The organism is Caulobacter sp. FG121 (assembly GCF_057809815.1).
On the sequence record NZ_JBMDKR010000001.1, the window covers coordinates 601,647 to 623,801 of the forward strand.

18 protein-coding genes are annotated in these 22,155 nt (G+C 68.6%); 4 read left to right on the forward strand and 14 right to left on the reverse strand.

Annotated features, from left to right (window positions below; all coding sequences use genetic code 11):
* Positions 1-22: 22 nt before the first annotated feature.
* The gene (locus ACODSL_RS03205; protein WP_488899183.1) at positions 23-1,078 is read right to left on the reverse strand and encodes a phosphotransferase; all 1,056 of its coding nucleotides are present in this window, start codon (positions 1,076-1,078) and stop codon (positions 23-25) included.
* Between the two features lie 152 nt (positions 1,079-1,230).
* On the opposite strand from ACODSL_RS03205, the gene ACODSL_RS03210 reads away from it, so the two are divergent.
* Positions 1,231-2,034, forward strand: coding sequence for an enoyl-CoA hydratase/isomerase family protein (locus tag ACODSL_RS03210; protein ID WP_488899184.1), 804 nt, complete (start codon positions 1,231-1,233; stop codon positions 2,032-2,034).
* A gap of 3 nt (positions 2,035-2,037) precedes the next feature.
* Here ACODSL_RS03210 and ACODSL_RS03215 read toward each other — a convergent pair whose 3' ends face one another.
* Positions 2,038-2,964, reverse strand: a complete 927-nt coding sequence (locus ACODSL_RS03215; RefSeq protein ID WP_488899185.1) for an oxygenase MpaB family protein — start codon at positions 2,962-2,964, stop codon at positions 2,038-2,040.
* Between the two features lie 5 nt (positions 2,965-2,969).
* Positions 2,970-4,574, reverse strand: coding sequence for a flavin-containing monooxygenase (locus tag ACODSL_RS03220; protein WP_488899186.1), 1,605 nt, complete (start codon positions 4,572-4,574; stop codon positions 2,970-2,972).
* A gap of 259 nt (positions 4,575-4,833) precedes the next feature.
* Here ACODSL_RS03220 and ACODSL_RS03225 point away from each other — a divergent pair, with 259 nt between their 5' ends.
* Complete coding sequence (locus ACODSL_RS03225) at positions 4,834-5,304, forward strand: hypothetical protein (RefSeq protein ID WP_488899187.1); 471 nt, start codon at positions 4,834-4,836, stop codon at positions 5,302-5,304.
* 88 nt (positions 5,305-5,392) lie between these two features.
* Here ACODSL_RS03225 and ACODSL_RS03230 read toward each other — a convergent pair whose 3' ends face one another.
* Positions 5,393-5,851 carry a hypothetical protein gene (locus tag ACODSL_RS03230; RefSeq protein WP_488899188.1) on the reverse strand — a complete coding sequence of 153 codons (459 nt, stop codon included), beginning with the start codon at positions 5,849-5,851 and terminating at the stop codon, positions 5,393-5,395.
* A gap of 308 nt (positions 5,852-6,159) precedes the next feature.
* Here ACODSL_RS03230 and ACODSL_RS03235 point away from each other — a divergent pair, with 308 nt between their 5' ends.
* The gene (locus ACODSL_RS03235) at positions 6,160-7,443 is read left to right on the forward strand and encodes a tyrosinase family protein (RefSeq protein ID WP_488899189.1); all 1,284 of its coding nucleotides are present in this window, start codon (positions 6,160-6,162) and stop codon (positions 7,441-7,443) included.
* A gap of 3 nt (positions 7,444-7,446) precedes the next feature.
* On the opposite strand, the gene ACODSL_RS03240 is transcribed toward ACODSL_RS03235, so the two are convergent.
* The 4 genes from ACODSL_RS03240 to ACODSL_RS03255 form a co-directional block, all read right to left on the reverse strand.
* Positions 7,447-8,325 carry a hypothetical protein gene (locus ACODSL_RS03240; protein ID WP_488899190.1) on the reverse strand — a complete coding sequence of 293 codons (879 nt, stop codon included), beginning with the start codon at positions 8,323-8,325 and terminating at the stop codon, positions 7,447-7,449.
* A gap of 100 nt (positions 8,326-8,425) precedes the next feature.
* Positions 8,426-9,862, reverse strand: a complete 1,437-nt coding sequence (locus ACODSL_RS03245; RefSeq protein ID WP_488899191.1) for an efflux transporter outer membrane subunit — start codon at positions 9,860-9,862, stop codon at positions 8,426-8,428.
* A gap of 4 nt (positions 9,863-9,866) precedes the next feature.
* Positions 9,867-11,402 carry a DHA2 family efflux MFS transporter permease subunit gene (locus ACODSL_RS03250; RefSeq protein ID WP_488899192.1) on the reverse strand — a complete coding sequence of 512 codons (1,536 nt, stop codon included), beginning with the start codon at positions 11,400-11,402 and terminating at the stop codon, positions 9,867-9,869.
* A complete protein-coding gene (locus ACODSL_RS03255) occupies positions 11,399-12,478 on the reverse strand; it encodes an HlyD family secretion protein (RefSeq protein ID WP_488899193.1) in 1,080 nt (359 codons plus the stop codon). The genes ACODSL_RS03250 and ACODSL_RS03255 overlap by 4 nt, the downstream gene beginning before the upstream one ends.
* 153 nt (positions 12,479-12,631) lie before the next feature.
* Here ACODSL_RS03255 and ACODSL_RS03260 point away from each other — a divergent pair, with 153 nt between their 5' ends.
* Positions 12,632-13,591, forward strand: coding sequence for a LysR family transcriptional regulator (locus ACODSL_RS03260; RefSeq protein WP_488899194.1), 960 nt, complete (start codon positions 12,632-12,634; stop codon positions 13,589-13,591).
* Positions 13,592-13,600: 9 nt separating this feature from the next.
* Here the strand turns inward: ACODSL_RS03260 and ACODSL_RS03265 are convergent, their stop codons facing one another.
* From ACODSL_RS03265 to ACODSL_RS03290, 6 genes are all read right to left on the reverse strand, one after another.
* Entirely contained in the window at positions 13,601-15,370 is a 1,770-nt protein-coding gene (locus ACODSL_RS03265) for a carboxylesterase/lipase family protein (RefSeq protein ID WP_488899195.1), read from the reverse strand.
* 95 nt (positions 15,371-15,465) lie between these two features.
* Positions 15,466-16,470, reverse strand: coding sequence for a zinc-dependent alcohol dehydrogenase family protein (locus ACODSL_RS03270; protein WP_488899196.1), 1,005 nt, complete (start codon positions 16,468-16,470; stop codon positions 15,466-15,468).
* A 37-nt stretch (positions 16,471-16,507) separates the two neighbouring features.
* Positions 16,508-18,247, reverse strand: coding sequence for an N-acyl-D-amino-acid deacylase family protein (locus ACODSL_RS03275; protein ID WP_488899197.1), 1,740 nt, complete (start codon positions 18,245-18,247; stop codon positions 16,508-16,510).
* 132 nt (positions 18,248-18,379) lie between these two features.
* Positions 18,380-19,762 (reverse strand): oxygen-independent coproporphyrinogen III oxidase, encoded by a 1,383-nt coding sequence (gene hemN / locus ACODSL_RS03280; protein WP_488899198.1) that lies wholly within the window; start codon positions 19,760-19,762, stop codon positions 18,380-18,382.
* Positions 19,763-19,824: 62 nt separating this feature from the next.
* Entirely contained in the window at positions 19,825-19,989 is a 165-nt protein-coding gene (gene ccoS / locus ACODSL_RS03285) for a cbb3-type cytochrome oxidase assembly protein CcoS (RefSeq protein WP_488899199.1), read from the reverse strand.
* Entirely contained in the window at positions 19,986-22,148 is a 2,163-nt protein-coding gene (locus tag ACODSL_RS03290; RefSeq protein ID WP_488899200.1) for a heavy metal translocating P-type ATPase, read from the reverse strand. Before ACODSL_RS03290 ends, ccoS begins: the two co-directional genes overlap by 4 nt.
* Positions 22,149-22,155: the final 7 nt, after the last annotated feature.

The following is a 22,155-nucleotide window of genomic DNA, read 5'->3' on the forward strand; positions in this document are numbered from 1 at the left end:
GGCGTCCTTCAGGGTCTGAAGATCAGTCGCGGCCTTCGAGGATTTCGAGTGCCTGTTTCGCGAGATGGGGCGTGCCGTTCTCGGCGGGACGCTCGCTGGCGGCGTTACCGGCCAGCACCCGGCGGTAGACGCCCTGTGAAATCGAGGCGAGGCGGAAGATCGAGAACGCCATGTAGAACGGCCAGTCCTCGATCGGCCCCCGGCCCATGCGCTTGCAGTAGGCGGCCACGTAGTCCGCTTCACTCGGGATGCCGCTGGTTTCGAAGTCCACGCCCTGCAGCGTGCCCCACGACGCCCCGTGAGAGCGCCACAGGAAAGCGTTGTAGGCGATGTCGGCCAGCGGATTGCCGATGGTCGACAGCTCCCAGTCCAGCACCGCGATCAGCTTCGGCTCCGTTGGGTGGAACATGACGTTCTCGAGCCGGTAGTCGCCGTGGGCGATGGAGATCGGGTCATCCTTCGGGATGCGCCCGGGCAGTTGCGTTATCAGCGCTTCCATCTCCGGAATCAGCTCGCTCTCGGCGCCCCGGTACTGCTTGGTCCAGCGGCTGACCTGACGCTCGAAATAGCCGCCGGCCTTGCCGAAGTCGCCGAGGCCGGCGGCGACGAAGTCGACCTTGTGAAGTTTGGCCAGCGTTGCGTTGAGGTCGTCATAGATCGCCGCGCGTTCGGCGGGCTCCATGCCGGGCAGCATGGCGTCGCGGAAGATGCGGCCCTCGAGATAGTCCATGACGTAGAAGGCCGTGCCGATGATCGCCTCATCCAGGCAAAGGGCGCGCATCTTCGGCACGGGCACGAGGCCGTCGAGCGCCTTCATCACCTTGTACTCGCGGTCCACCTGGTGGGCGCTGGCCAGCAGGACGCCCGGCGGCTTCTTGCGCAGGACGTAGAGGCGCGGACCGTCCGGCGTCTGAGTCGTCAGCAGAAAGGTCGGGTTCGAGGCCCCGCCCTGGAACTGCTGAACGATCATGGCGTCGCCGAAATCCTCGACCTCGCGACGCAGCCACGCCTCCAGCGGAGCCGGGTCGAAGTAGTGGGCCGGGGTCACGTCGCGGACGGGGGGCGCGGTGGCGGTCATGATGGAATCCTCTTGCGCCCGCACCATGGCCGCTTTCCCTTCCGGCGCCACAAGCCCTTACGTCGGGACAGCCGATTTTCCCGATTGAGACGGGCCGCGCGGGCGCGCATCCTGTTCCCAACAAGGCCGCAAACCGGCGTGGGGAAACGAAGATGAGCCAGTCCGCCGCCGCCGAGAGCGTGACCTATGAGGTCGCCGATCACGTCGCGACCATTACCCTGAACCGGCCCGAGCAGCGCAACGCGCTGAACTTTGACGCCTATGACCGGCTGGAGGCGGCCTTCCGCCGGTCCGTGACCGACAGCGACGTGCGGTGCGTGATCGTCACGGGCGCGGACCCGGCCTTCTGCTCCGGCGACGACGTGCGCGAGATCATGGCCGGGCCCAGGGCTGTGTCGAAGGATCGCTCGCCGGTGGTGCGTCACAAGCCGACCCCCGCGGCCATGGCGGCGCTCGAATGCGACAAGCCGGTGATCGCGGCGATTAACGGCGCGGCCGTCGGATGGGGCATGGAACTGGCGCTCTACGCCGACATCCGCATCGCCTCGGAGAAGGCCCGCTTCAGCGAGATGTTCATCAAGCGCGGCCTGGTTTGCGATGTCGGCGGCTTCTACCGCCTGCCCTCGATCGTCGGTCCGGCCAAGGCGGCCGAACTGCTGTTCACCGGCGACATCATCGACGCCGCCGAGGCGCTGCGGATCGGGCTGGTCAGCGAGGTCACGCCGCATGAGGACCTGATGACCCGCGCCCGGGCGATGGCGGCCCGCATCGCCTGTAACCCCCCGCTGGCCCTGCGCTACATGAAGGAAGGGCTGCGGCGCGGGACCTACGGCGACCCGCGCGACCTCGGAGGCTGGGCCATCGAGACGATCCGCGCCCTGATGGGCACCGAGGATCACAAGGAAGGCGTCGCGAGCTTCCTCGAAAAGCGCGCCCCGGTCTTCACCGGGCGGTAGCGGTCAGGCCGTAGCGGGTTCGAGCGTGGTCGCGGTGCGCGCCGCCAGAAGCCGAGTCTGCTCCGCCTTGCTCCGGTAGAGGAAATTGGCCGGCAGGCCGAGGCGCAGGCTGGCGTCGCTGGGCGGCGAGCCGGGGATCGCGACCCGCTCTGCCAGGGCGCCGGCCAGTTTCAGTGCGATGCGGTCGGTGGTCGACAGATCATACTCACGGCCCAGCGCCAGCTTCTGGCGGACAATCGGGGGCAACAGCGACACAGACGCCCGCGCCAGGGCCCGATGCAGCATCTTCGGCGTGCCGGGCGCAGCCTGGCCCGACTGGATGATGGCCAGGAATTCGCCGACGATCGGGTGCGGTTCGAAGCGGTCGACGAGGCCGTTCATCATCGCCATGAAATCGGCCGTCGACGCCGGCGAACGCTGCACGCCGTACAGCCGCGCGACGGGGCCGGCCTCTTCGTAGAAGCGGGTCTTCTCGGCTTCGGTCAGGGGCGACACGAACCGGTCGTAGGCGTTGAGAAAGCCATAGCCGGCGGTCGCGCTGACCCAGTCGAGCAGGTCCGGATCGAGCGCCCTGTAGGCCTCGCCCGCGGGTGTCTCGCCGGTTACCCGGGAATGCATGTTGGTCACGCCCTGGATCACCCGCCGCGCGGCGCTCTGGGGACCATAGACCCCGACCATGGCCGCGACGCCTGTCCGCTTGGACCGGCCGATCGGATCGACCTTGTAGGTCGAGTGATCCCAGACGCCGGAGCGGATGCGGGCGTCGGCGAACTCCAGCAGCACCGCCGCCACGCCGCCGATCGCCAGCGCGATGGGGTTCTTGTAGACGCGCCAGTGCATGGAGCCCGGCCCGACCAGCGCGGGCTCGCCGTCCGGATGGCGGAAGTCGATCTTCCAGCCGAGGTAGGACTCCATGTCGAGGATGGCCATGACGCTCACCGGCTGAGGGCGAAGCCGACGTAGCCGTCGGCGGCGATCTGGTCGCAGCGCTTTTTGTAGCCCTCGCCGACGTAGGGCATGAACACGCGCGGCTTGCCGGGCACGTTGGCGCCGACATACCAGGACGCCGCCCGCGGATAGAGCGTCTTCTCGGCCTCATCGTTCACATGGGCGACCCAGTCGTCCTGGGCCTGGGGCGTAGCTTCCATCAGCGCCGACTGGGTCTTCTGCACATGCTGGATGGCGTCGAAGATCCAGTCGACGTGCTGCTCGATCGAGTTGAGCATGTTGCTGAGCACCGAAGGACTGCCGGGACCGGTGACGGTGAACAGGTTGGGGAAGCCGGCCACGGCGACGCCGAGGTAGGTCTTCGGCCCGTCCCGCCAGACGTCCCGCAGGGCGAGGCCGTCGCGGCCGCGGATGTCGATGTTCAGCAGCGCCCCGGTCATGGCATCGAAGCCCAAGGCGTAGACGATGATGTCCGCCGGGTATTCCGCGTCGGACGTGCGAACGCCGGTTTCGGTGATCGCCTCGATCGGGGTTTCGCGCAGGTCGACGAGGGTGACCTTGTCGCGGTTGTAGCTGGCGAAGTAGTCGGTATCGACACAGGCGCGCTTGGTCGCCAGCGGGAAGCTGTCGGGGCTGAGTTTCGCGGCCAGGACCGGATCCTTGACGATCTCGCGGATCCTGGCCCGGACGAAGTCGGCGGCGGCGTCATTGATCCGCTCGTTCTTGACGAGGTCGGGGATCATCACAGCGGAGATCAGCCCACCGCCGTTCCACAGCTGCTCGACCAGGGCGGCCAGCTCGGCGTCGGTCGGGACCCAGCCCTTCGGTGGCAGCGGCAGGCCCGGCTCACCGCTTTCCAGCAGCGCCTTGTAGATCGGAAAGGCCTCGTTGAAGGCGGCGATCTCTTCGTCGGTGAGCGGCGCATTGAGGGCCGGCAGGCTGAAGTTGGGCGTACGCTGGAATACCGTCACCTGGGCCGCGTCATTGGCGATCAGCGGCATCGACTGGATGGCCGAGGAGCCGGTGCCGATGATGGCCACGCGCTTGCCTTTGAAGTCGACGCCCTCGTGCGGCCACTGGCCGGTGACGTAGGCCTCGCCCTTGAAGCTGGCCGCGCCAGGAATGTCGGGCACGCGCGGAACCGAGAGGCAACCCGTGCCCATGATGCAGAACCGGGCGTCGAACACCTGGCCCTGGTCCGTCTCGACCCGCCAGCGGCCGGTCTCCGCGTTGAACACCGCCGAGACGACCTTCGTCTCGAACAGGAAGGCAGGTCGCAGGTCGTAGCGGTCGGCGACATGCTCGGCGTAGGCGAGGATCTCCGGCTGGGTCGCGTACTTCTCGCTCCAGCGCCAGGTTTCGCGAAGCTCGTCGGACCAGGTGTAGGAATACAGGAGACTGGGGATGTCGCAGCGGGCGCCGGGATAGCGGTTCCAGTACCAGGTGCCGCCGACGTCCTTCGCCGCCTCGACACCCTGGACGCTGAAGCCGGCCTCGCGGAGGCGGTGGACCATGTAGAGGCCGGAGAAGCCCGCGCCGACGACCACGGCGTCGACGGTCCGGGCGGCTTCCGGAGAAGGCGCTGAGGTCATTGGTTCGTCCCTGATCCTGCGGAGGCGCGACTGACGTGGCCGGCCCCTCGTTCCGGGCCATCGTCGGCAATACCCGCTAGGGATTCAAGCGCCGCCGCAGGGTTCCCTAGCGTCCCTGAACGACAATTTTACCGACGGCCCGCGACTGCGCGGTGCTCCGTCGGACTTTCTCCCGTCGCCCGCAGGCAGAAAGGTTTCGGCGTGAACGATGAACGGCGATATGATCCGGGCAGGGCGATACTCGCCCTCGAGGTTGACGATGATTGCGCTCCTGTTGGCCCTGGCCGCCGAGCCCGCCGCCGCCGAAAGTCAGGCGGCCCTGCAATCGTGCGAGATGACGCCGAGTGGCTGGGTCTGCCACTACCAGATGCCGTCGGTCACCTTGCTGGTCACACCGGATGGCAAGGCCCCCGTGACGACAACGCCGCCGGTGGTCGCGCCGCCGGCCTTGCCCGCCGTCGCACCGGCCAGCGAAGTCGAAAAGGCTGAAGCGGCGCGCCAGGCCAAGCTGATCGCCAGCTGCGCCGACGCCAACTGGCTGTCGATTTGTCTGCCGGCCGACCGCAAGGAAGCCCGGCGACTGCGTGCCGAGATGGAGGTCCGCAAAGCCTTGCGCGTAAAGGTCACGGGCCTGCTCAGCGAGAAGAAATGCGATGAGGCCGTCAAGACGGCGCTCGCCGGCGGCGACCTTCCACTCGCCCGGGAAACCCGCGACTTCTGCACCCGCTGACCAAGCGGCCGCTTTCAACCGATAGCCCAAACGAAATCGGCCGGGCGTTGGCCCGGCCGATCCGTCGTCTTGTCGCTGTCGCGACCCCTTAGGGGTGCGGAGCCGGCGCCGGCTCGCAGCGTTCGCCTTCGGCGCAGCCCGAGAAGTGGATTTCCGGCGCATCGACAGTCACGGTCGACGGGCGGACGTACACTTGCGGACGTTGCAGGTAGATCTGCGGCGCCTGGATGTGGATCGGGGGCGCGTCGACGTAGACGGGCGGGCCCTGGATGTCGATGCGGCCGGTGGCCACTTCAACCGGCGTGCCATAGACGCGGACGCCCGGCGCGCGGACGCGGATGTCGCCCCAGGAGGCCGACGGGCCGTAGAACACAACCGACCGCGTGCAGAGGCAGTCGATCGAGCTCGGCGGCGGCGGGGGCGGCGGGGGACCATAGCCACCACCGGGCGGCGGCGGCGGCGGGCCGTACGGGTTGGCGGCGAATGCGCCCCCGGCGGCGGCGGTAGCAAGCACCAGGACTACGCCTGCGATAATCTTGTTCTTCACGTCAGCACCCCTCAAACGGGTCTTCGACCCAATGTTTCCATTACCCGCCTGCGAGAACGCACGGACGAGGTCCAGCCTCGGGTAACGATGATTAACCATAGGGGATCGGTCAAGCGGCCTTGGTGTGAATGCACCTGAATGGGGAATAATGATCCTGTGAAAACCCCGGAGGCGCGATCAATCCCCGAAAGCGGGGAATGATCACCGCCTCCAGGGTCGACGAGCGCTGTCGTGGCTCACCCTGCGCGCGATGCCGTTTGACATGGGCGCCCCTCCCCTGACGAATGTCGCGCAAAGGGGTGGCTTCCATGGGTCTTGATCGTCGAACCGTGTTGCGGGGTATGGGAGCCGCGGGGCTGGTCGCGGGCGCCGCGCGCCCCGCCGCCGCCCAGGCGCTTCGGATGCGCAAGCCCGTATCGTCACTGAGCCGGAACGACCCCGATATCGAGGCGCTGCGTCGGGCGATCCCCGTGATGCGGAGAACCGGGGCCTGGGACGCCCAGATCGCGCTGCATGCCGACATGCGGCACCGGCACCATTCCTCCTGGCGCTTCCTGCCCTGGCACCGGCTTCAACTGGTCTGGTTCGAACGGCAGGTGGCGAAGATCAGCGGCCGGGCCAATTTCGCCCTGCCCTTCTGGGACTGGGACGACGACCGTATCCCTGATCTGTTCCTGAACGACCCCGTCTTCTCCGTGCCGGGCCGGGAGGCGCTGGCCGGTGACACCATCATCCACTTCCTGACCGAGAACGGACAGTGGCTCAACGGCCGCCTGACGGACGACTTCGGAACCTTTTTCGGCAGGCCCCGCGGCCTCAGGGACCAGACCGACGGCAATCAGGGGCGCCGCTATTTCTCCGGGTCCGCCGAATGGGGCGGCCACAACCTGATCCACGGCTTCGTGGGCGGCGACATGGGCCAGCTGGACCGGTCGCCGAACGATCCGATCTTCTGGATGCATCACGCCAACATCGATCGCATCTGGACGCTCTGGCGGGAGAAGCACGGCAGCCAGGTCTATCCCAAGGCCTGGCGCAACGAGTCGCTCGGCGGCTTCCTCGACCCCATGGGACAGCCCGTCCCTGCCGTCCTGGCGCAGACAACCGTCGATACGGCCCCGTTCGGCTATGGCTATCAGTTCGATCCGACGCCGCCGCTCGCCTTCGCGGTCGGCCCCGGTAAACCGATCCTGCGCCGCAAGTCCTACAGCTGGTCCATGCAGCAGATGGGGCCGGCGTCGGCGTTCGTCGACATTTCCGCGGCGCTCGCCAACGCAAGGGCCGAAGCGGCGACGGGCTATCTGGAAGTCATCCCCGACCCGCACGCGGCGTCGATGGTCAAGTTTTCCGCGCGGACCCGCCGCGACGGGACCGAGGTGTTCAAGGACGCGATCTTCCTCGTCCCGATGGGCGGTCACTCCATGGAGTCGCAGCGTTTCCGCATCCAGCTCGAAAACATCTGGCGCGCTTCGGACAGCGGCGGAATCCGGCTCGAGATCACCGTCGCGCCGCTGGCCGGGCGGAAATCCAGCCCGATGCCGACCACCCTCGTCGACTTCATCCTGGACGCGGACCTGGCCTTCACCGAATAGGGATCAGGGGTAGCCGTTGTACCCCTGCGGCGTCGGGCTGTAGGGGGGCGATCCGGCTCCCGCGTAAGGGCGGGGCGTGACGGGTCGTCCGTCCTCGCAGCGAATGACCCGCCATTCGAAACGGCCTTCGCTGACGATCCTCTGCGCGGTGACGGTCCGGTAGACCGCCGGGGTCGACCAGGCCTCCTGACGCTCCGGCTGGATCAGCACCCGTACGCGAACCAGGCGGTATTCCGCGGCTACGACGCGGCTTTCGGCATGGGCCGGGCAGTCGATGATCTGCCTTGCGACGGTGCGCGTGATCGCCGGGACCTCGACCCGCACGGTGCGCGCCGGTGTTCTGAGAATTTGCCGCGAGACCAGCCCGTACTCGGCCGGCACCTCGATCAGGCACAGCACCTCGCCGGTCGGCAGGACCCGGGTCGCGTCCGGCGCCGTCGGCCGGTTCTCGATCAGCTCGCCGCGCCGCCATTCGGTATGGGCCGCGCGGATCAGCACGCGCTCGGTGACGGTGTCGTAAACCGCAGGAACCGTCTCGAGCCGGTATGACGCCGGCTGCACGACGACGGTGTCGTAGACGGTCCGGTAGGTCGCCGGGACCGTCCAGGTCTCGACATGCTCGGGCCGCACCATTTCCTGGCGAACCTCCTCGCCGTAGACAGCGGGCACGGTGCGCACGCCGCTGCGCGCCGGGACGTCGAGAATCTGCTGGGCGTAGGTCTGGTAGCGCGCGGGCACGAGAACCTTTTCGTAGCACTGGCCCGGCACGGGGTTGGGCGGGCAGTCCTCGCCGCCGCCCGCGCGCGCGGCGTCACCACCGAGCACGGCGACGGCGATCATGGCCGCGGAGGTCGCTCCGAGGATCGGTGTCCACCCGCGCATCTGTCGTCGGCCCCCGTTCCGCCGTTAACCCTGTTCCACTGAACACCGTTTCACGGTCAGGTTGGCGGAGTTTCGGCTGACAGGCGAAATCCGCACCCGTTCAGTCAGCGCGCCAGTCGCCGCCGGTCGCCGCGAAAAGCCGCACCACGTCAGCCAGACGCCGGCCGCGCGCCCGGGCAAGATCGGCGGCCGCCTCGCCGCGACGTCGCTCGGCCTCATGGACGCCTGCCAGCGTATCGCCCCCGCGCCGGTAGGCTTGCTGGACGAGCCCAAGGTTGTCGTCAGCATCCGTTTGCGCGCGCAGCTGGATCGCGATCGCGGCGTCGTCCGCGGCCAGCGCCTGCAGCGCGTCGCTGACCTGGACGAAGGCCGCCAGCACCGTCTGGCGATACCGTGCGTCGGCCGCGAGCGCTGTCGCCTGGGCCGCGCGCTTGCGTGACCGGAGCACGCCGCCGTCAAACAGCGGCGCGGTCACACCCGCGCCGAAGTCCCAGCCGCTGGCGTCATAGGAAAACAGGTCCATCGGCTTGAGCGCGCCCTGGGCGAACGACCCGGTCAGACTGAGCTTGGGATAGAGGTCGGCTGTCGCGACCCCGACGTCGGCGGTCGCGGCGTGCAGATCGGCCTCGGCCGCGAGAATGTCCGGACGTTGACGGACAAGTTCCGACGGCAAGGCCACCGGCACGGGGCCGGACAGGGCAAAGCCGTCGAGACTGAAGCCCGGCGCCGCCCAGTCGCCGGGCGCCCTGCCCACCAGCTGCGCCAGCGCATGGCGCGCCGCCGCAAGCTCGGCCTGCAACGGCGGCAGCAAGGCCTGATCCTCCAGCAGTTGCTTGCTGGCTTCGACCCGGGCTCCCGAGGTCGATCCGCCAAGCGCGATGGCGCGGTGGACGAGGTCGAGGCTGGCCTGATCCGCCTCGATCATCCGCCGGGTGGCGGCAATCTGCTCGTCGAGCGTGGCGATGGTCACCGCCTGCAGCGCGACGTTCGCCGTCAGCGTCAGATAGGCCGCCTCCGCCCGCCGCGCCTCGGCCTCGACCCGGGCCGTCGCCCCCTCCACCCGGCGACGCTCGCCGCCGAACAGGTCGAGGTCGTAGCGGACCGCGCCGCCGATCGAATAGAGGCTGAATGTCGGATTGCTGACGGAAACACCGCCGAAGTCCGAAAACCCGAACGACTGGAGATTGGCGCGCTGGCGCTTCACCCCGGCCACGGCATCGACTTGCGGGAGGCCGCCGCCCCGCGCCTGAGCCAGGGCCTCGCGGGAGGCCGCCAGCCGGGCGTCGGCCTCGGCAAGGGTCGGGCTGTCCGCCAGCGCCTGGCGGATGATCCGGTCCAGATCGGCCGAGTTGAAGGCCGACCACCAGGCGCCCCGACCGTCGGCCAGCGAGACCGCCCGGGCGCCCTCGACCGGCGCGTCGCCGGACATGGCGTATCCGGTCGTCGTCGGCGCGACGGGCCGGACGAAGTTCGGGCCGACCGTGGCGCAGCCCGTCAGGGCCAGGCTTGCCGCGCCGGCGAGAAGGAGGCGTCTCATGGCGTCAGTCGATCGCGGCATGGCTGGCTTCTCCGGAAGGCGGCTTGCGGGGTGAGCGCATCAGCAGGATCAACGGCGCGCAGATGAGGCTGAGGACGACCATCAGGCGGAAGTCGTCGATGTAGGACAGCATCCGCACCTGTTGGCCGATGAAGCCATTGAAGGCGGCGATCGCGGCCTCGGAGCTGAAGATCTCCGGCCGGTAGGCCTGGTAGAGGGGGTTGTCGGGCCGGGCGTGCTCGACCATCGCCGAATGGTGCTTCTCGATGCCGCTGACATAGAGCGCCTGCATGATCGAGATGCCGGCCGCCGAGCCGATGTTGCGCACGAGGGTGTAGACCCCGGCTCCTTCAGCCCGCAGGTGCGGCTCGACCTTGGCGAAGGCGATGGTGCTGAGGGGCACGAAGATCAGGCCCGTTCCGAGACCCGACAGGAAGCCGGAAATCGCGATCGGACCCGAGTCCATGCCCAGCGAGAAATGGGCCATCTGCCAGAGCGCGATGGTGTTGATCGCCAGGCCGGAGACCAGGATGGCGCGGATGTTCACCCGGCCGATCAGCTGGCCGACGAACATCATCGAGAGGAAGGAGCCGATGCCGCGCGTCATGCTGATCAGGCCCGCATAGGCCACAGGGTAGCCGAGCACCGTCTGCATCATCGGCGGCAACAGGGCCAGGACGCTGAACATCAGCACCCCGGTGAAGAAGCCGAACACGCAGCAGATGACGAAGTTCGTGTCCTTCAGCAGGGCCCGGTCGACGAACGGCTTCTTCGCCGTCGCGATCTGCACCCCGAAAATCCAAAGGGTGATGATGACGATGACCAGATAGGTCCAGATCTCCGCCGAGCCGAACCAGTCCTGGCCGGGACCCCGGTCGAGCATCATCTGGAAGCCGCCGATGGCCAGCGACAGGGTCGCGAAGCCGAGAATGTCGAGCTTGTTCTTCACCAGCCCTTTTTTCTCCGACAGGAACAGGAACACGCCCGCGAAGGCCAGCAGGCCGATGGGCAGGTTGATGAAGAACACCCAGCGCCAGTCGAGATTGTCGGTCAGCCAGCCGCCGAGGACGGGTCCCATGACCGGGCCGAGCACCGCGCCCGCGCCCCAGACGGCCATCGCCTGGCCGTGCTTCTCGGGCGGATTGATGTCGAGCAGCACCGCCTGGGACAGCGGGATCAGGGTCGCGCCGAAGATGCCTTGCAGCAGCCGGAACAGGACGATCTCGATCAGGCTGTTGGCCACGCCGCACAGCATAGAGGCCACGGTGAAGCCGATGATCGAGACCATCAGCAGCATCTTGCGGCCCAGCCGGTCGGCGAGGAATCCCGTCAGCGGCGTCATGATGGTCGAGGCGACGATATAGGAAGTCAGAACCCAGGTGATCTGCTCCGCCGAAGCCGAGACGCTGCCCTGGATGTGCGGCAGCGCGACGTTGGCGATCGTCGTGTCCAGCGAGGTCATGATCGTCGCCAGCATGATGGCGACGGTGATGGGTCCCCGGTTACCGGCGTCGTCCCGCCCGTTGCGGGCGGCGCTCATCGCGGCGCGGACCGGTCGCGGACGTCGACCTTGACCCGGGCGCTGAGGCCGGCGCTGAGGCGAGGGAACCGTCCGTCCAGTTCGATGCGCACGGGAAGGCGCTGGACCACCTTGACCCAGTTGCCCGTGGCGTTCTCGGCCGGCAACAGGGCGAAGCTGGAGCCCGTGCCCGGCGAGAAGCTGGCGACATGGCCGGTGAGCTTCTGATCCCAGGCGTCGACGGTGATGGTCACCGGCTGGCCGACCCGCATGTGAGCCAGCTGGTTTTCCTTGAAGTTGGCTTCGATCCACGGCTGGCCGGAGATCAGCCAGAACAGGGACTGCGACGGCGCGACGCGGTCGCCGACCTGGATCTGCTCGACCTTGGTCACCACGCCGTCGGCCGGGGCGACGATGACGGCGTAGCCCCGGTTCAGGCGGGCGCGGTCGACGACGGCCCGTGCGCTCATCACACGCGGCTGACGGTCGACCGGCAGGCCCGGACGGCCGCCGATCTCGGCCAGCGCGACCGCCAGGGTCTGCTCGACCTGGGCCTGCTGGTAGCGGGCCGTGTCATAGGCGTGAACGGCTTCGGCGGCCTGGGCCTGGGTCACGGCGCCGATCGCGGCAAGGTCCTGCTGGCGGCGCGCTTCACGCCCGGTATAGGCGACGGTCTGTTTGATCGCGTACTGGTCGATCAGCCGCTGGCGGTAGACCGCTTCGGCGCTCTGGGCCTGGAGCCGGGCCGTGGCCAGCGCGGCCTGGGCTTCCGCTTCGGAGACCGCCAGTTCGGCCGAGTCGAGCCGCAGCAGGACCTGACCCTTTTTGACATACTGGTTTTCGTGGACGGCCACCTCCACGACCCGGGCCTCGACGCTGGAGCTGATCCGCGTGCGCGCCACCTGGACATAGGCGTTGTCGGTCGACTGGTAGTGGCCGCCGGTCAGGATGAACCAGGCGACGATGGCCAGCACGATGAGCGGTCCGCCGATCATCAGCGGCAGCCGAAGCCGGTCGGTCAGGTCGCGACGGTGCTCCTTCGCGGCAGCGGCCTCGTCGGCGTCCGCGATGGCCTGGTATCCTTCGGCGTCGCTCACTCGTCGCTCCACGTCCATGCGCGGCGATCCCGAACAAGGGCGCCGTGACGACTCTTTCGATGTCCGGTGACCCGCGTCGCGGAGGCGCAGGCAGGGCCCCTGCAATACCTCTCGCCCGCCACATGATCAAAATGATATGTTGTCACGCCGATCATGAATGACGTTCATTTCAAATCCCTCGACCTGAACCTGCTGCGGGTGTTCGAAGCCCTGCTGGCCGAAGGCAACGCGACACGGGCCGGGCACCGCCTGGGTCTGACCCAGTCCGCGGTCAGCCACTCGTTGTCGCGACTGCGCCTGGCCCTGAACGACGAGCTGTTCGCGCGTGGTCCCACGGGCCTGCAGGCGACGCCGCGCGCGCTGGAGCTGGGCGGCGCTGTCCGGGAGGCGATGAAGCTGCTGGAGGCCGCCGTGTCGCCGCCGGTGTTTGACCCGGCGACCACGGAGCGGCGATTCAATATCGCCGCAGGCCCCTACACCGGGGCCGTGCTGATGCCGGCCCTGGTCGGGCGGGTTCTGCAGACGGCGCCGGGCGTCCGCCTGCGCATCCGCAACATCGAGGCGCCGGTCACCGCGGCGCTCGACCGCGGCGACATCGACATGGTCATCGCCGGGTTCGAACATGTGCCGGAGCGCTTTGCCTATCGTCCCCTGTTCAGCGAACAGGGCGTCTGGGTCGTCCGGTCAGGGCACCCGGCGGCCCGGCCGGGCATGTCGGTCGACGACATCATCGGGCTGCCCCATCTGCTGGTCTCGCCGGGTCAGCCGGTGCGGGATCCACGCGCCGACCAGCGCAACCTGCACCTCCTGCGCATCTCCGCCTGGAGCGAGGACTATGCCCTGGGCTCCACCAGCATCAGCGACTTCGACGGGCCGGTGACCGTGGCGGACTCCTATTCGGCGCTCAGCATCGTGGTGCAGACGGACATGGCCGCGCTGCTCCCGCGCCGGTTCGCGCAGTCGGCCGTCGAAAAGGGCCGGGTCGTGGTCGTGGAACCCGCTACGCCGCCGCAGGCGTTCGAGATCGGCGCCGTGGTGCGCCAGGGCGAACAGGACACGGGCCCGGTCGCCTGGCTGCTGGCGCTCGCCGCCGAGACGGCCCGGACGATCTGACGCCCGCCGTCAGTGTGGCGGGCCGGCTTCCAGTCCACGCGGACAGCGGGCGGCCATGACCGGCCCGAGCTCGGGATTGTCCCGCGCCACGCGGGTCAGGATATCGCAGCGCTGGGCCTGGGTCTTGACGCGCTTGTCGGCCAGCAGGTCCGCGACGATGCGCTGGCTGGTCTCGCGGTCGCTGCTCATGCGCCAGCCGCCGCCCTTCGGGCTGTCGAAAATCATCAGCCGCTCCGCCGCGGGCGCGTTCGACCAGGGCTTCCATTCCGGCAGAGTCCCGTCGACGCCCCGGCCCGGCGCACCCGTTGCGGCGAAGTTGACCCAGTAGCTCATCATCGCATCCGAGAGCGCGATGCGGCCGGGCGCGTTGTGCTTGGTGAAGGCGAACTTGTCGAACGCCCCGAGCAGCTCGAAGTGGCCGAACACGAACGGGATTTCCATGCTGTGGCCGGCGCCGAGCAGGCGACCGAGGTTGCTGACCAGCACCCTGCCCTCCTCGTCCCAGTCGAAGCGATAGGCCCAGACCGTCGGGAGACCGCCCGCTGTCATCCGGGCCGCCGGCGTGTCGACCGCGTTCACCCGCCACATGCGGCTGGGATAGCTGGAGATCGCGTCGTAAAAGCCGGGCTTGCGGGCCATCGGCAGCTTGCCGAGGACCATCTTCACCAAGGTCGGGTTGAGCACGTTGAACAGCTTGAGCTCATCGCGGTTGGTTCCGGTGATCACCGGGACGGCGTTGAACGCCGCCGGATCGCCCAGCACGGAGTCCACGCCGCCCGCCGGCACCACGACACCGTCGGCGATGATGCGGATCGGGTCGAGCTGCTCGTCAGGCGTCTTGTAGGCCTGGTAGATCGCCTTGACCGGCGCGGCGCGCAGGGCCGCGCCGGTGATCGGATTCCCCTCGCCGACGATCTTCGGCGCCAGCGTGACGCCGGACTCGGCGCGCGGGAACTGTTCGAGCCCTTCGGCTTCCTGGATCGGCGTCGAGCGGAACGAGCCCGACTGGATGATCGCGCGCTGGAACAGGCCCTTGGCGCGGGGGCTGGTCAGCAGGGTCGCGACGTTCTGGCCGCCGGCGCTCTCGCCAAAGATGGTCACCCGGCTCGTGTCGCCGCCGAAGGCGCCGATGTCCTGGCGGATCCATTCCAGGGCACGGATCTGGTCCAGCGTGCCGAAGTTGGCCGAGGCGTCTTCCGGCAAGGTCCCGCCCTGGCGCAGCGCATCCATCGCCATCCAGCCGAGGGCGCCCAGGCGGTACTGGATCACCACGACCACGACCTTGTAGCGGGCGGCCAGGGCGGCGCCGTCATACTGTTCCGCCCGGCCCCAGGTGTTGGATCCGCCATGGATCCACATCATCACCGGCAACTTTGCCTGGGCTGCCGCGTCAGCCGCCATCGGCGGGGCGTAGACGTCGAGATAGAGGCAGTCCTCCTGGCCGACGATGTCGCCCCATTTCTCCTTGGGCACGCCGTCGAGGGCGCTGAGCTGTTGCGGGCACCAGGGGGCCGCCTTGGTCGACACGCGCTGGGCCGTCCACGACGCCGGCGGGCGCGGCGCGCGCCAGCGCAGATCGCCGACAGGCGGGGCCGCGAACGGAATGGCGCGCCAGACATGGGCGCCGGTCGGGGCGTCGACATAGCCGATCACGCCGCCCTCTGTCAGCGCGCGCGCGGTGGCCGGATCCGTCGTCGGCGGCGCGGCGGCAGCCTTGCCGGTGGCCGTGGAACAGGCGGACAGGGCCAGGACGGCCAGAAGCAGGACGAAGCGGTTCATGGTAGCCCCCGAAGTCTCGCCGCATCAGATAGAGCGACTTCGCCGGACAGCCAACCGGCCCTTTCGGGGCAGCGGCGTCCGGCGCGTTTCGTCGATCAGAACTCGAGGCAGATCTTGCCGAAGTGCTTCTGCGACATCTGGTGGGCGAAGGCCGCCGCGATCTGGTCCAGCGGGAAGGTCGAGTCGATCACCGGCACGATGCCGTTGGCCTCGATGGCCGCGATCATCTCTTCCTGGTCCTGGCGAGAGCCGACGGTGATGCCCTGGATGCAGACGTTCTTGGACATGGCCAGCGCGGTGGGGATGTCACCCGAGACGCCGGTCAGGACGCCGATCAGCGAGATGTGCCCGCCGATCCGGCAGGCCTGGATCGACTGACCCATGGTGCCGGGCCCGCCGATCTCGACCACCGCGTCGACGCCGCGTCCACCGGTCAGGGCCATGGCGGCCGCGCCCCAGTTGGTCTCTTCCTTGTAGTTGATCAGGTGGTCGGCCCCGAGCGCCTTCAGCTTCGCCAGCTTCTCGGGCGAGGATGAGGTGGCGATGACCGTCGCGCCGGCCGCCTTGGCCAGCTGCAGAGCGAAGATCGACACGCCGCCGGTGCCCTGGGTCAGGACGATATCGCCGGGCTTGATGCCGGCTTCGACCACCAGGGCGCGCCAGGCCGTCAGCGCCGCGCAGGGCAGCGTCGCCGCCTGGGCCGGGGTCCAGCCCTTCGGGATGCGGGTGAAGGCCGTTTCGGGCATCGCCACATACTCGGCCGCGAAGCCTTCGGCGCTGTCGCCCGGCACGCCGAGCAGGCGCGGCAGGGTCGGTCCGCCGCCGGCCCAGTTGGGGAAGAAGGTCGACAGGACCTGATCGCCGACCTTGAACAGCGAAGCGCCGGCGCCAAGCTCGACGACTTCACCCGCCCCGTCGGACATCGGGATCCGGCCGTCCGGCACGCGGATCATGCCCGCGACGACGGCGAAGTCGTGGAAGTTCAGCGAACTGGCGCGGACCCGGACGAGGATCTGGCCCGGTCCCGGCGTGGGCCGGTCACGCTCTTCGATGGCGATGTTCTGCAGCCCGCCCGGGGCTTTGACGGCGGCGACCTTCATGGGTGTTCTCGATGTGATCGGTTGAAGAATGAGGTGTCTATTCGGCGGCCATGGCGAGGGCAGGCTCCTGCCGGCCACGGATCAGCTTGCCGGGCATCGCGCCGGTAGCCTCGCCGTTCTCGTAGGTGACCACGCCGCTGACGATGGTGGCGACGTAGCCTTCCGCCCGCTGGATCATCCGCCGCCCGGCGGCCGGCAGGTCGAAGACCATCTCCGGCGGCTGGATCGCCAGCCGCTCGAAGTCGATGACGTTGACGTCGGCCTTCATGCCGACGGCGAGAACACCGCGGTCGTTGAGGCCGTACAGCCGGGCCGTGTCGCGCGTCTGCATGGCGACCACCTTCTCGAGCGGCAAGGTCGGCCCGCGCTTCCGGTCGCGAACCCAGTGGGTCAGCATGTAGGTCGGGAAGCTGGCGTCGCAGATCACGCCGCAATGTGCGCCGCCGTCAGACAAGCTCAGCACGGTGTTCGGATCGTGCATCATCGCGTGGATGTGGTCGAAGTTGAACTCCGTGTAGTTCAGCAGCGGCAGGTAGATGTAGCCGCGGCCGTCGTTCTCCATGAGCATGTCATAGACGACGGCATCCGGCGCCTGGCCGCTGGCTTCCGCGAGCGCCTTGATCGAGTCCTCGGCGCGGGGTTCGTAGTCGAGGCCGCCGTCCGGCTGCTGCAGCCGGAACATGCGGTCGAAGCCCTGGGTCATGATGGCGCCGAGCGGGCCCATCTTGCGGCTCGGATCGGCGAGGATGGCGGCGCGCACCGCCGGATCCTTCAGCTTCTCGAGGCGCTCCTCGAACGGCAGGGCGGCGATGTCGCGATAGGTCTGGCGACCGACGAAGGGATGGATCGTGCTCTGCCAGCCGAGCACAAGGCCGGTCGGGCGGCAGGCGATCTGGGCGGCGATGCTGGCGCCCTGGGCCCGCGCCTGGCGCGTCAGTTCAAGCAGCTTGATCCAGTTGCCCGGCTGCAGAGGCGACTGCAGCAGGCTGTAGGTCACGGTCACGCCGGTATCGATCGACATGGCGCGCATCCACTCGAACTCGCGGTCGGCGGGGTTCATGTCGGAGGACATTTCGAACACGCCGGGCGCGACGGCCGCCATGGCCTTGCCGATGGCAAGGAGTTCGTCAGCCGCCGCCGTGGTGCCCGGCATCACCGTGCCGTCCTTGGTCGTGTGGACCACGGTGCGCGAGGTGGAGAAGCCCAGCGCGCCGGCCGCGACGCCCTCGGCGACGATGGCCGACATGGCCGCGATATCGTCCGGCGTGGCGTCCTCGTTTCGCGCGCCGCGGTCGCCCATGACGTAGGCCCGCACCGCGCTGTGCGGCACCTGGGTCGCGACGTCCAGCACCCGCGCCTGCGCGTCGAGGCTGTCAAGATACTCGGGAAAGGTCTCCCAATCCCAGCTGATGCCTTCGGCCAAGGCCGAGCCGGGGATGTCCTCGACGCCTTCCATCAGCTCGATCAGCCAGTCATGCCGGTCGCGCTTCACCGGGGCGAAGCCGACACCGCAGTTGCCCATCACCGCCGTGGTCACGCCATGCCAGCTGGAGGGCGAGAGGTAGGGGTCCCAGGTCACCTGGCCGTCATAGTGGGTATGGATGTCGACCCAGCCGGGCGTGACGATCTTGCCCGCGGCGTCGATCTCGCGGCGACCCTTTCCCGACACCACGCCGACGGCGGTGATGCGACCGTCGTCGATGGCGATGTCGGCGGTGAAGGCCGGCGTCTCGGCGCCGTCGATGACCCGCCCGTTGCGGATGACCAGATCGTGCATGTCCAACTCCCGTCGAGGCCGGTCTCGGGTGATGGCCCGGGCGACCCTTGTTGAGGCGGATCATGAACGTGTCTTACGTGCGCGGAAAGTATGACCCGACGTCACGACGCCGCGACAATCGCGGCCAGCGGCTCAGAGCACCCGCGAGAATCGGGATTGCGATCCGCTGCGCAGATCGAAAACCCGCGCCACCGACCGGAGCCAGGGCTGTCCCAGGGGCGTCAGCGCGACCGTATCGCCGGACAGGGCGACGACACCGTCGGCGGCCATGGCGGCCAGTGTTTCCCGTTCCGGCCGGAGTTCCCCGACCGAGCGGCCGTGGCTGGCGCAGACCGCGTTCAGGTCGACAGTCTTGCGGCACATCAGGGTCTCGATGATGTCGCCGCGGAACCGGTCCTCGTCGGTCAGCCCGATGCCGCGCACCACGGGGAGCCGGCCTTCCTGCAGGCGGCGGCGCCAGCCCAGTTCGGTCGGATCGTTCTGGTAGTAGCCCTGCGGCAAACTGCTGATCGAGGAAGCGCCCAGACCGATCAGGGTCATGTGCGGGTCGGCGGTATAGCCCTGGAAATTGCGACGCAGGGCGCCCTTCTTCAGCGCGATGGTCAGGGGATCGTCCGGCAGTGCGAAGTGATCCAGGCCGATCCGGACATAGCCCTCGGACTCGAGCCTCGCCGCCGCGGCCTCGCTCTGGTCCAGCCGCTCCGCGGCGCCCGGGAGTTCAGTCTGATCGATCAGCTTCTGGTGCGGCTTCACCCAGGGCACGTGCGCGTAACCAAAGAGGGCCAGACGCTCCGGACGCAGCGTCAGAACCCTGTCGAGGGTGTTCAGCACGTCCTCGGTCCGCTGGCGCGGCAGGCCGTACATCAGGTCCAGGTTGATCGATGCGATGCCCGCTTCACGCAACCAGCCGGCGGCCCGCTCGACGATCTCGAAGGACTCGATCCGGTTGACCGCCTGCTGCACATGCGGCGACAGGTCCTGGACGCCAATGCTGGCGCGGGTGAGGCCGTGGAAGGCCGCGGCAGTCACCCACTCGCGGGTCAGCACCGACGGATCCAGCTCCGCGGCGATCTCCGCGCCGGGCGAAACCTTGAAGACGTGACGCAGGGCGCGGAACAGGCTGCCCATGTCCTCACGCGACAGCATGTTGGGCGTGCCGCCCCCCAGATGGATCGCGCCGGCATGCGGGCGACCCGGCAGGGCCTTTTCGAGCAGCGCCAGTTCTTCCCCGACAAACGCGATGTAGTCGCTGATCAGCCTGGTATTGCGCACCGCCCGGGTGTTGCAGCCGCAGTACCAGCACAGCCGCTTGCAGAACGGGACGTGGACATAGACCGACAACCGCTCCTCAAGCGACACCTCGCCGAGCCAGCCGGCGACCATGTCCTCGTCGACCGCGTTCGAGAACTCCACCGCCGTCGGATAGCTGGTGTAGCGCGGCACGCTGCCGTCGTAGCGCTCAAGCAGATGCTGGCGACGGGAATCGAAGGTCAGCGTCGAGTCGGCCAGTGACATGGCGGCATCCTGTGAGAGTCGCGCCAATGTGCCGTGCGGGGCCGATCTCACCCTGATCTGTGTCAAACTTCCTGATCAGGCCCGTCGATCAGGTGATCATCGAGAATCCGCGCCGCGGAGCCCTTGGGGTCGTCGTACTGGCCCGACCGGATCGTCCACCAGAACGCGGCCAGACCCGTGAGCGCCAGCAAAAGCGAGAACGGCGCCAGCAGCAGGACGATGGTCATCGGCGGCCTCCCGTCAGATTCATGCGCAGGGCGTTCAGCGTCACGACCAGGGACGAGCCGGACATGGCCACAGCCGCCACCAGCGGATTGACGAAGCCGAACATCGCCGCCGGGGCCGCCACAACATTGTAGAGGGCGGAGAAGGCGAAGTTCTCCATCGCCCGGCGCCGCGCCGCGCGGGCCACCCGGACGCTGAACGGTATGGCGTCGAGCAGCTTGCCCGAGAAAACCAGATCGGCGGCATTCTGGCTGGCGTCGACCGCCGAACCGGGCGCCATCGAGGCGTGGGCGCGTGCGATGGCGGCGGCGTCGTTGAGGCCGTCGCCGACCATCAGGACCTTGCGGCCTTCCTGTTTCAGGCGATCGAGCACGGCGACCTTGTCGAACGGCGTCAGGCCGGCGCTCCAGAGATCGATCCCTGCCTCGTTGGCGGCGCGGAGGACCGGACCGGCGACGTCGCCGGACAGCACCTCGACCGTCAGACCCATGGCCTTGAGCTGTGCGACGGCCGCCGCTGCGTCGGGCCGCAGTCGGTCTTCAAATGTGAAGCGGACCCGGGTGTCGCCGTCGAAGCCGAACCACAGCTCCGTTTCGTCAGCGTGGCGGGCCTCAACACCCAGGAAGGCGGCGCGGCCGAGACGGGCGCGGCGGCCGTCAATGACGCCCTCGACACCCATACCCGCGACCTCGTTGACCTCGGTGGCCACGTCGCCGCAGCCGGCGGCCTCGGCGAGCGAACGCGCAAGCGGGTGACGCGAGGCGCGGGCCAGCGGCGCGGCCATGGCCAGCACCTGCGGTGGGGCGTCCAGCAGCATCGGCCGGCCTTCGGTCAGCACGCCCGTCTTGTCGAACACCACGTGGTCGACCTCGGCCAGTCGCTCGAGCGCCGCGCCGGTCTTGACCAGCACGCCTTTGCGGAAGAGTCGGCCGGACGCGACGATCTGGACGGCTGGAACCGCGAGCCCGAGGGCGCAGGGACAGGTGACAATCAGCACCGCGGCCGCGCGCAGCAGCGCCTCACGCGGTTCGAGGCCAAGAGCCCAGCCGCCCGCGAAGGTCAGGGCCGCCAGGGTATGGACGACCGGGACGTAGAGGGCGGCGGCCTTGTCAGCCAGCTGGACATAGTTGGAGCGGCTCTGGGCGCCGGCTTCCATCAGCCGCGCGATGGCGGCGATGGCGGAGTCCTCCGAGCGGGCCAGAACCCGCAGGACCAGCCGGCCCGAGAGGTTCAGCGCGCCGGCGTTGACCACCGAGCCCGGTCCAACGATCAGGCTGGCCGTTTCACCGGTGATAAGGGCGTTGTCGAGATCGGAGCCGCCGGCCTCGATTATGGCGTTGACGGGGATCCGGTCGCCCGGCGCGACCACGAGAGAGTCGCCGACCTCGACCTCGCCGACCGGGATCGTCCGTTCGACGCCCAGGTCATCGATACGCGTGGCCACCGGCGCCTGGAGCGCCAGCAGGTCGCGGGCCGCGCTGCGCGCCCTCGCCCGCAGTTTGTGGTCGAGATAGCGGCCGATCAGCAGCAGGAACAGGAGCGTGACGGCCGCGTCGAAATAGGCGTGCGGGCCGTTCTGGATCGTTTCGGAGAAGCTGACGATGAGGGTCAGGATAACGCCGATCGAGATCGGCACGTCCATGTTCGCCTTGCCCTTGCGCAGCGAGGCCCAGGCCGACCGGAAGAAAGGCTGGCCGGCGAACAGCGCGCAGGGCGTCGCGACCGCCGCCGCGAACCAGTACATCAGCTGGCGCGTGGACGGATCCATCTCCTGGCCAAAGATGCCGGCCCAGACGGGCACGGTGAACATCATGGCGTTGCCGGCGCCGAATCCCGCGACGCCCAGCGCCAGGGCCAGCATCCGGCCCTCCTTGTCGTGCGCCGCTTCGGCCTTGCCCGGATCAAAAGGCGTGGCCGGATAGCCTTCCTTCTCCAGCGCGTCGATGATCAGGCCCGGATCGCCGGATGGGCCGAGGAACCGGACGGCCAGCTTGCCGGTCGTCAGATTGAATCGCGCCGCGGCGACGCCGGGCGCGGCCGCCGCGACCCGCTCGATCTTCGCCATACAGGCGGCGCAACGCGCGCCCGTGACCAGCAGTTCGACCCGCCCGTGGTCGGCGTCGTCCTGGGTGACGAAGGCCGAAAGATCACGCGGAGCCAAGGCTATG

Excerpts from the sequence above, each read along its gene's own strand:
- ACODSL_RS03205 (WP_488899183.1), bottom strand. The coding sequence starts at position 1,078 with ATGACCGCCACCGCGCCCCCCGTCCGCGACGTGACCCCGGCCCACTAC.
- ACODSL_RS03210 (WP_488899184.1), top strand. The coding sequence starts at position 1,231 with ATGAGCCAGTCCGCCGCCGCCGAGAGCGTGACCTATGAGGTCGCCGAT.
- ACODSL_RS03215 (WP_488899185.1), bottom strand. The coding sequence starts at position 2,964 with ATGGCCATCCTCGACATGGAGTCCTACCTCGGCTGGAAGATCGACTTC.
- ACODSL_RS03220 (WP_488899186.1), bottom strand. The coding sequence starts at position 4,574 with ATGACCTCAGCGCCTTCTCCGGAAGCCGCCCGGACCGTCGACGCCGTG.
- ACODSL_RS03225 (WP_488899187.1), top strand. The coding sequence starts at position 4,834 with ATGATTGCGCTCCTGTTGGCCCTGGCCGCCGAGCCCGCCGCCGCCGAA.
- ACODSL_RS03235 (WP_488899189.1), top strand. The coding sequence starts at position 6,160 with ATGGGTCTTGATCGTCGAACCGTGTTGCGGGGTATGGGAGCCGCGGGG.
- ACODSL_RS03240 (WP_488899190.1), bottom strand. The coding sequence starts at position 8,325 with ATGCGCGGGTGGACACCGATCCTCGGAGCGACCTCCGCGGCCATGATC.
- ACODSL_RS03245 (WP_488899191.1), bottom strand. The coding sequence starts at position 9,862 with ATGAGACGCCTCCTTCTCGCCGGCGCGGCAAGCCTGGCCCTGACGGGC.
- ACODSL_RS03250 (WP_488899192.1), bottom strand. The coding sequence starts at position 11,402 with ATGAGCGCCGCCCGCAACGGGCGGGACGACGCCGGTAACCGGGGACCC.
- ACODSL_RS03260 (WP_488899194.1), top strand. The coding sequence starts at position 12,632 with ATGAATGACGTTCATTTCAAATCCCTCGACCTGAACCTGCTGCGGGTG.
- ACODSL_RS03265 (WP_488899195.1), bottom strand. The coding sequence starts at position 15,370 with ATGAACCGCTTCGTCCTGCTTCTGGCCGTCCTGGCCCTGTCCGCCTGT.
- ACODSL_RS03270 (WP_488899196.1), bottom strand. The coding sequence starts at position 16,470 with ATGAAGGTCGCCGCCGTCAAAGCCCCGGGCGGGCTGCAGAACATCGCC.
- ACODSL_RS03275 (WP_488899197.1), bottom strand. The coding sequence starts at position 18,247 with ATGCACGATCTGGTCATCCGCAACGGGCGGGTCATCGACGGCGCCGAG.
- hemN (WP_488899198.1), bottom strand. The coding sequence starts at position 19,762 with ATGTCACTGGCCGACTCGACGCTGACCTTCGATTCCCGTCGCCAGCAT.
- ccoS (WP_488899199.1), bottom strand. The coding sequence starts at position 19,989 with ATGACCATCGTCCTGCTGCTGGCGCCGTTCTCGCTTTTGCTGGCGCTC.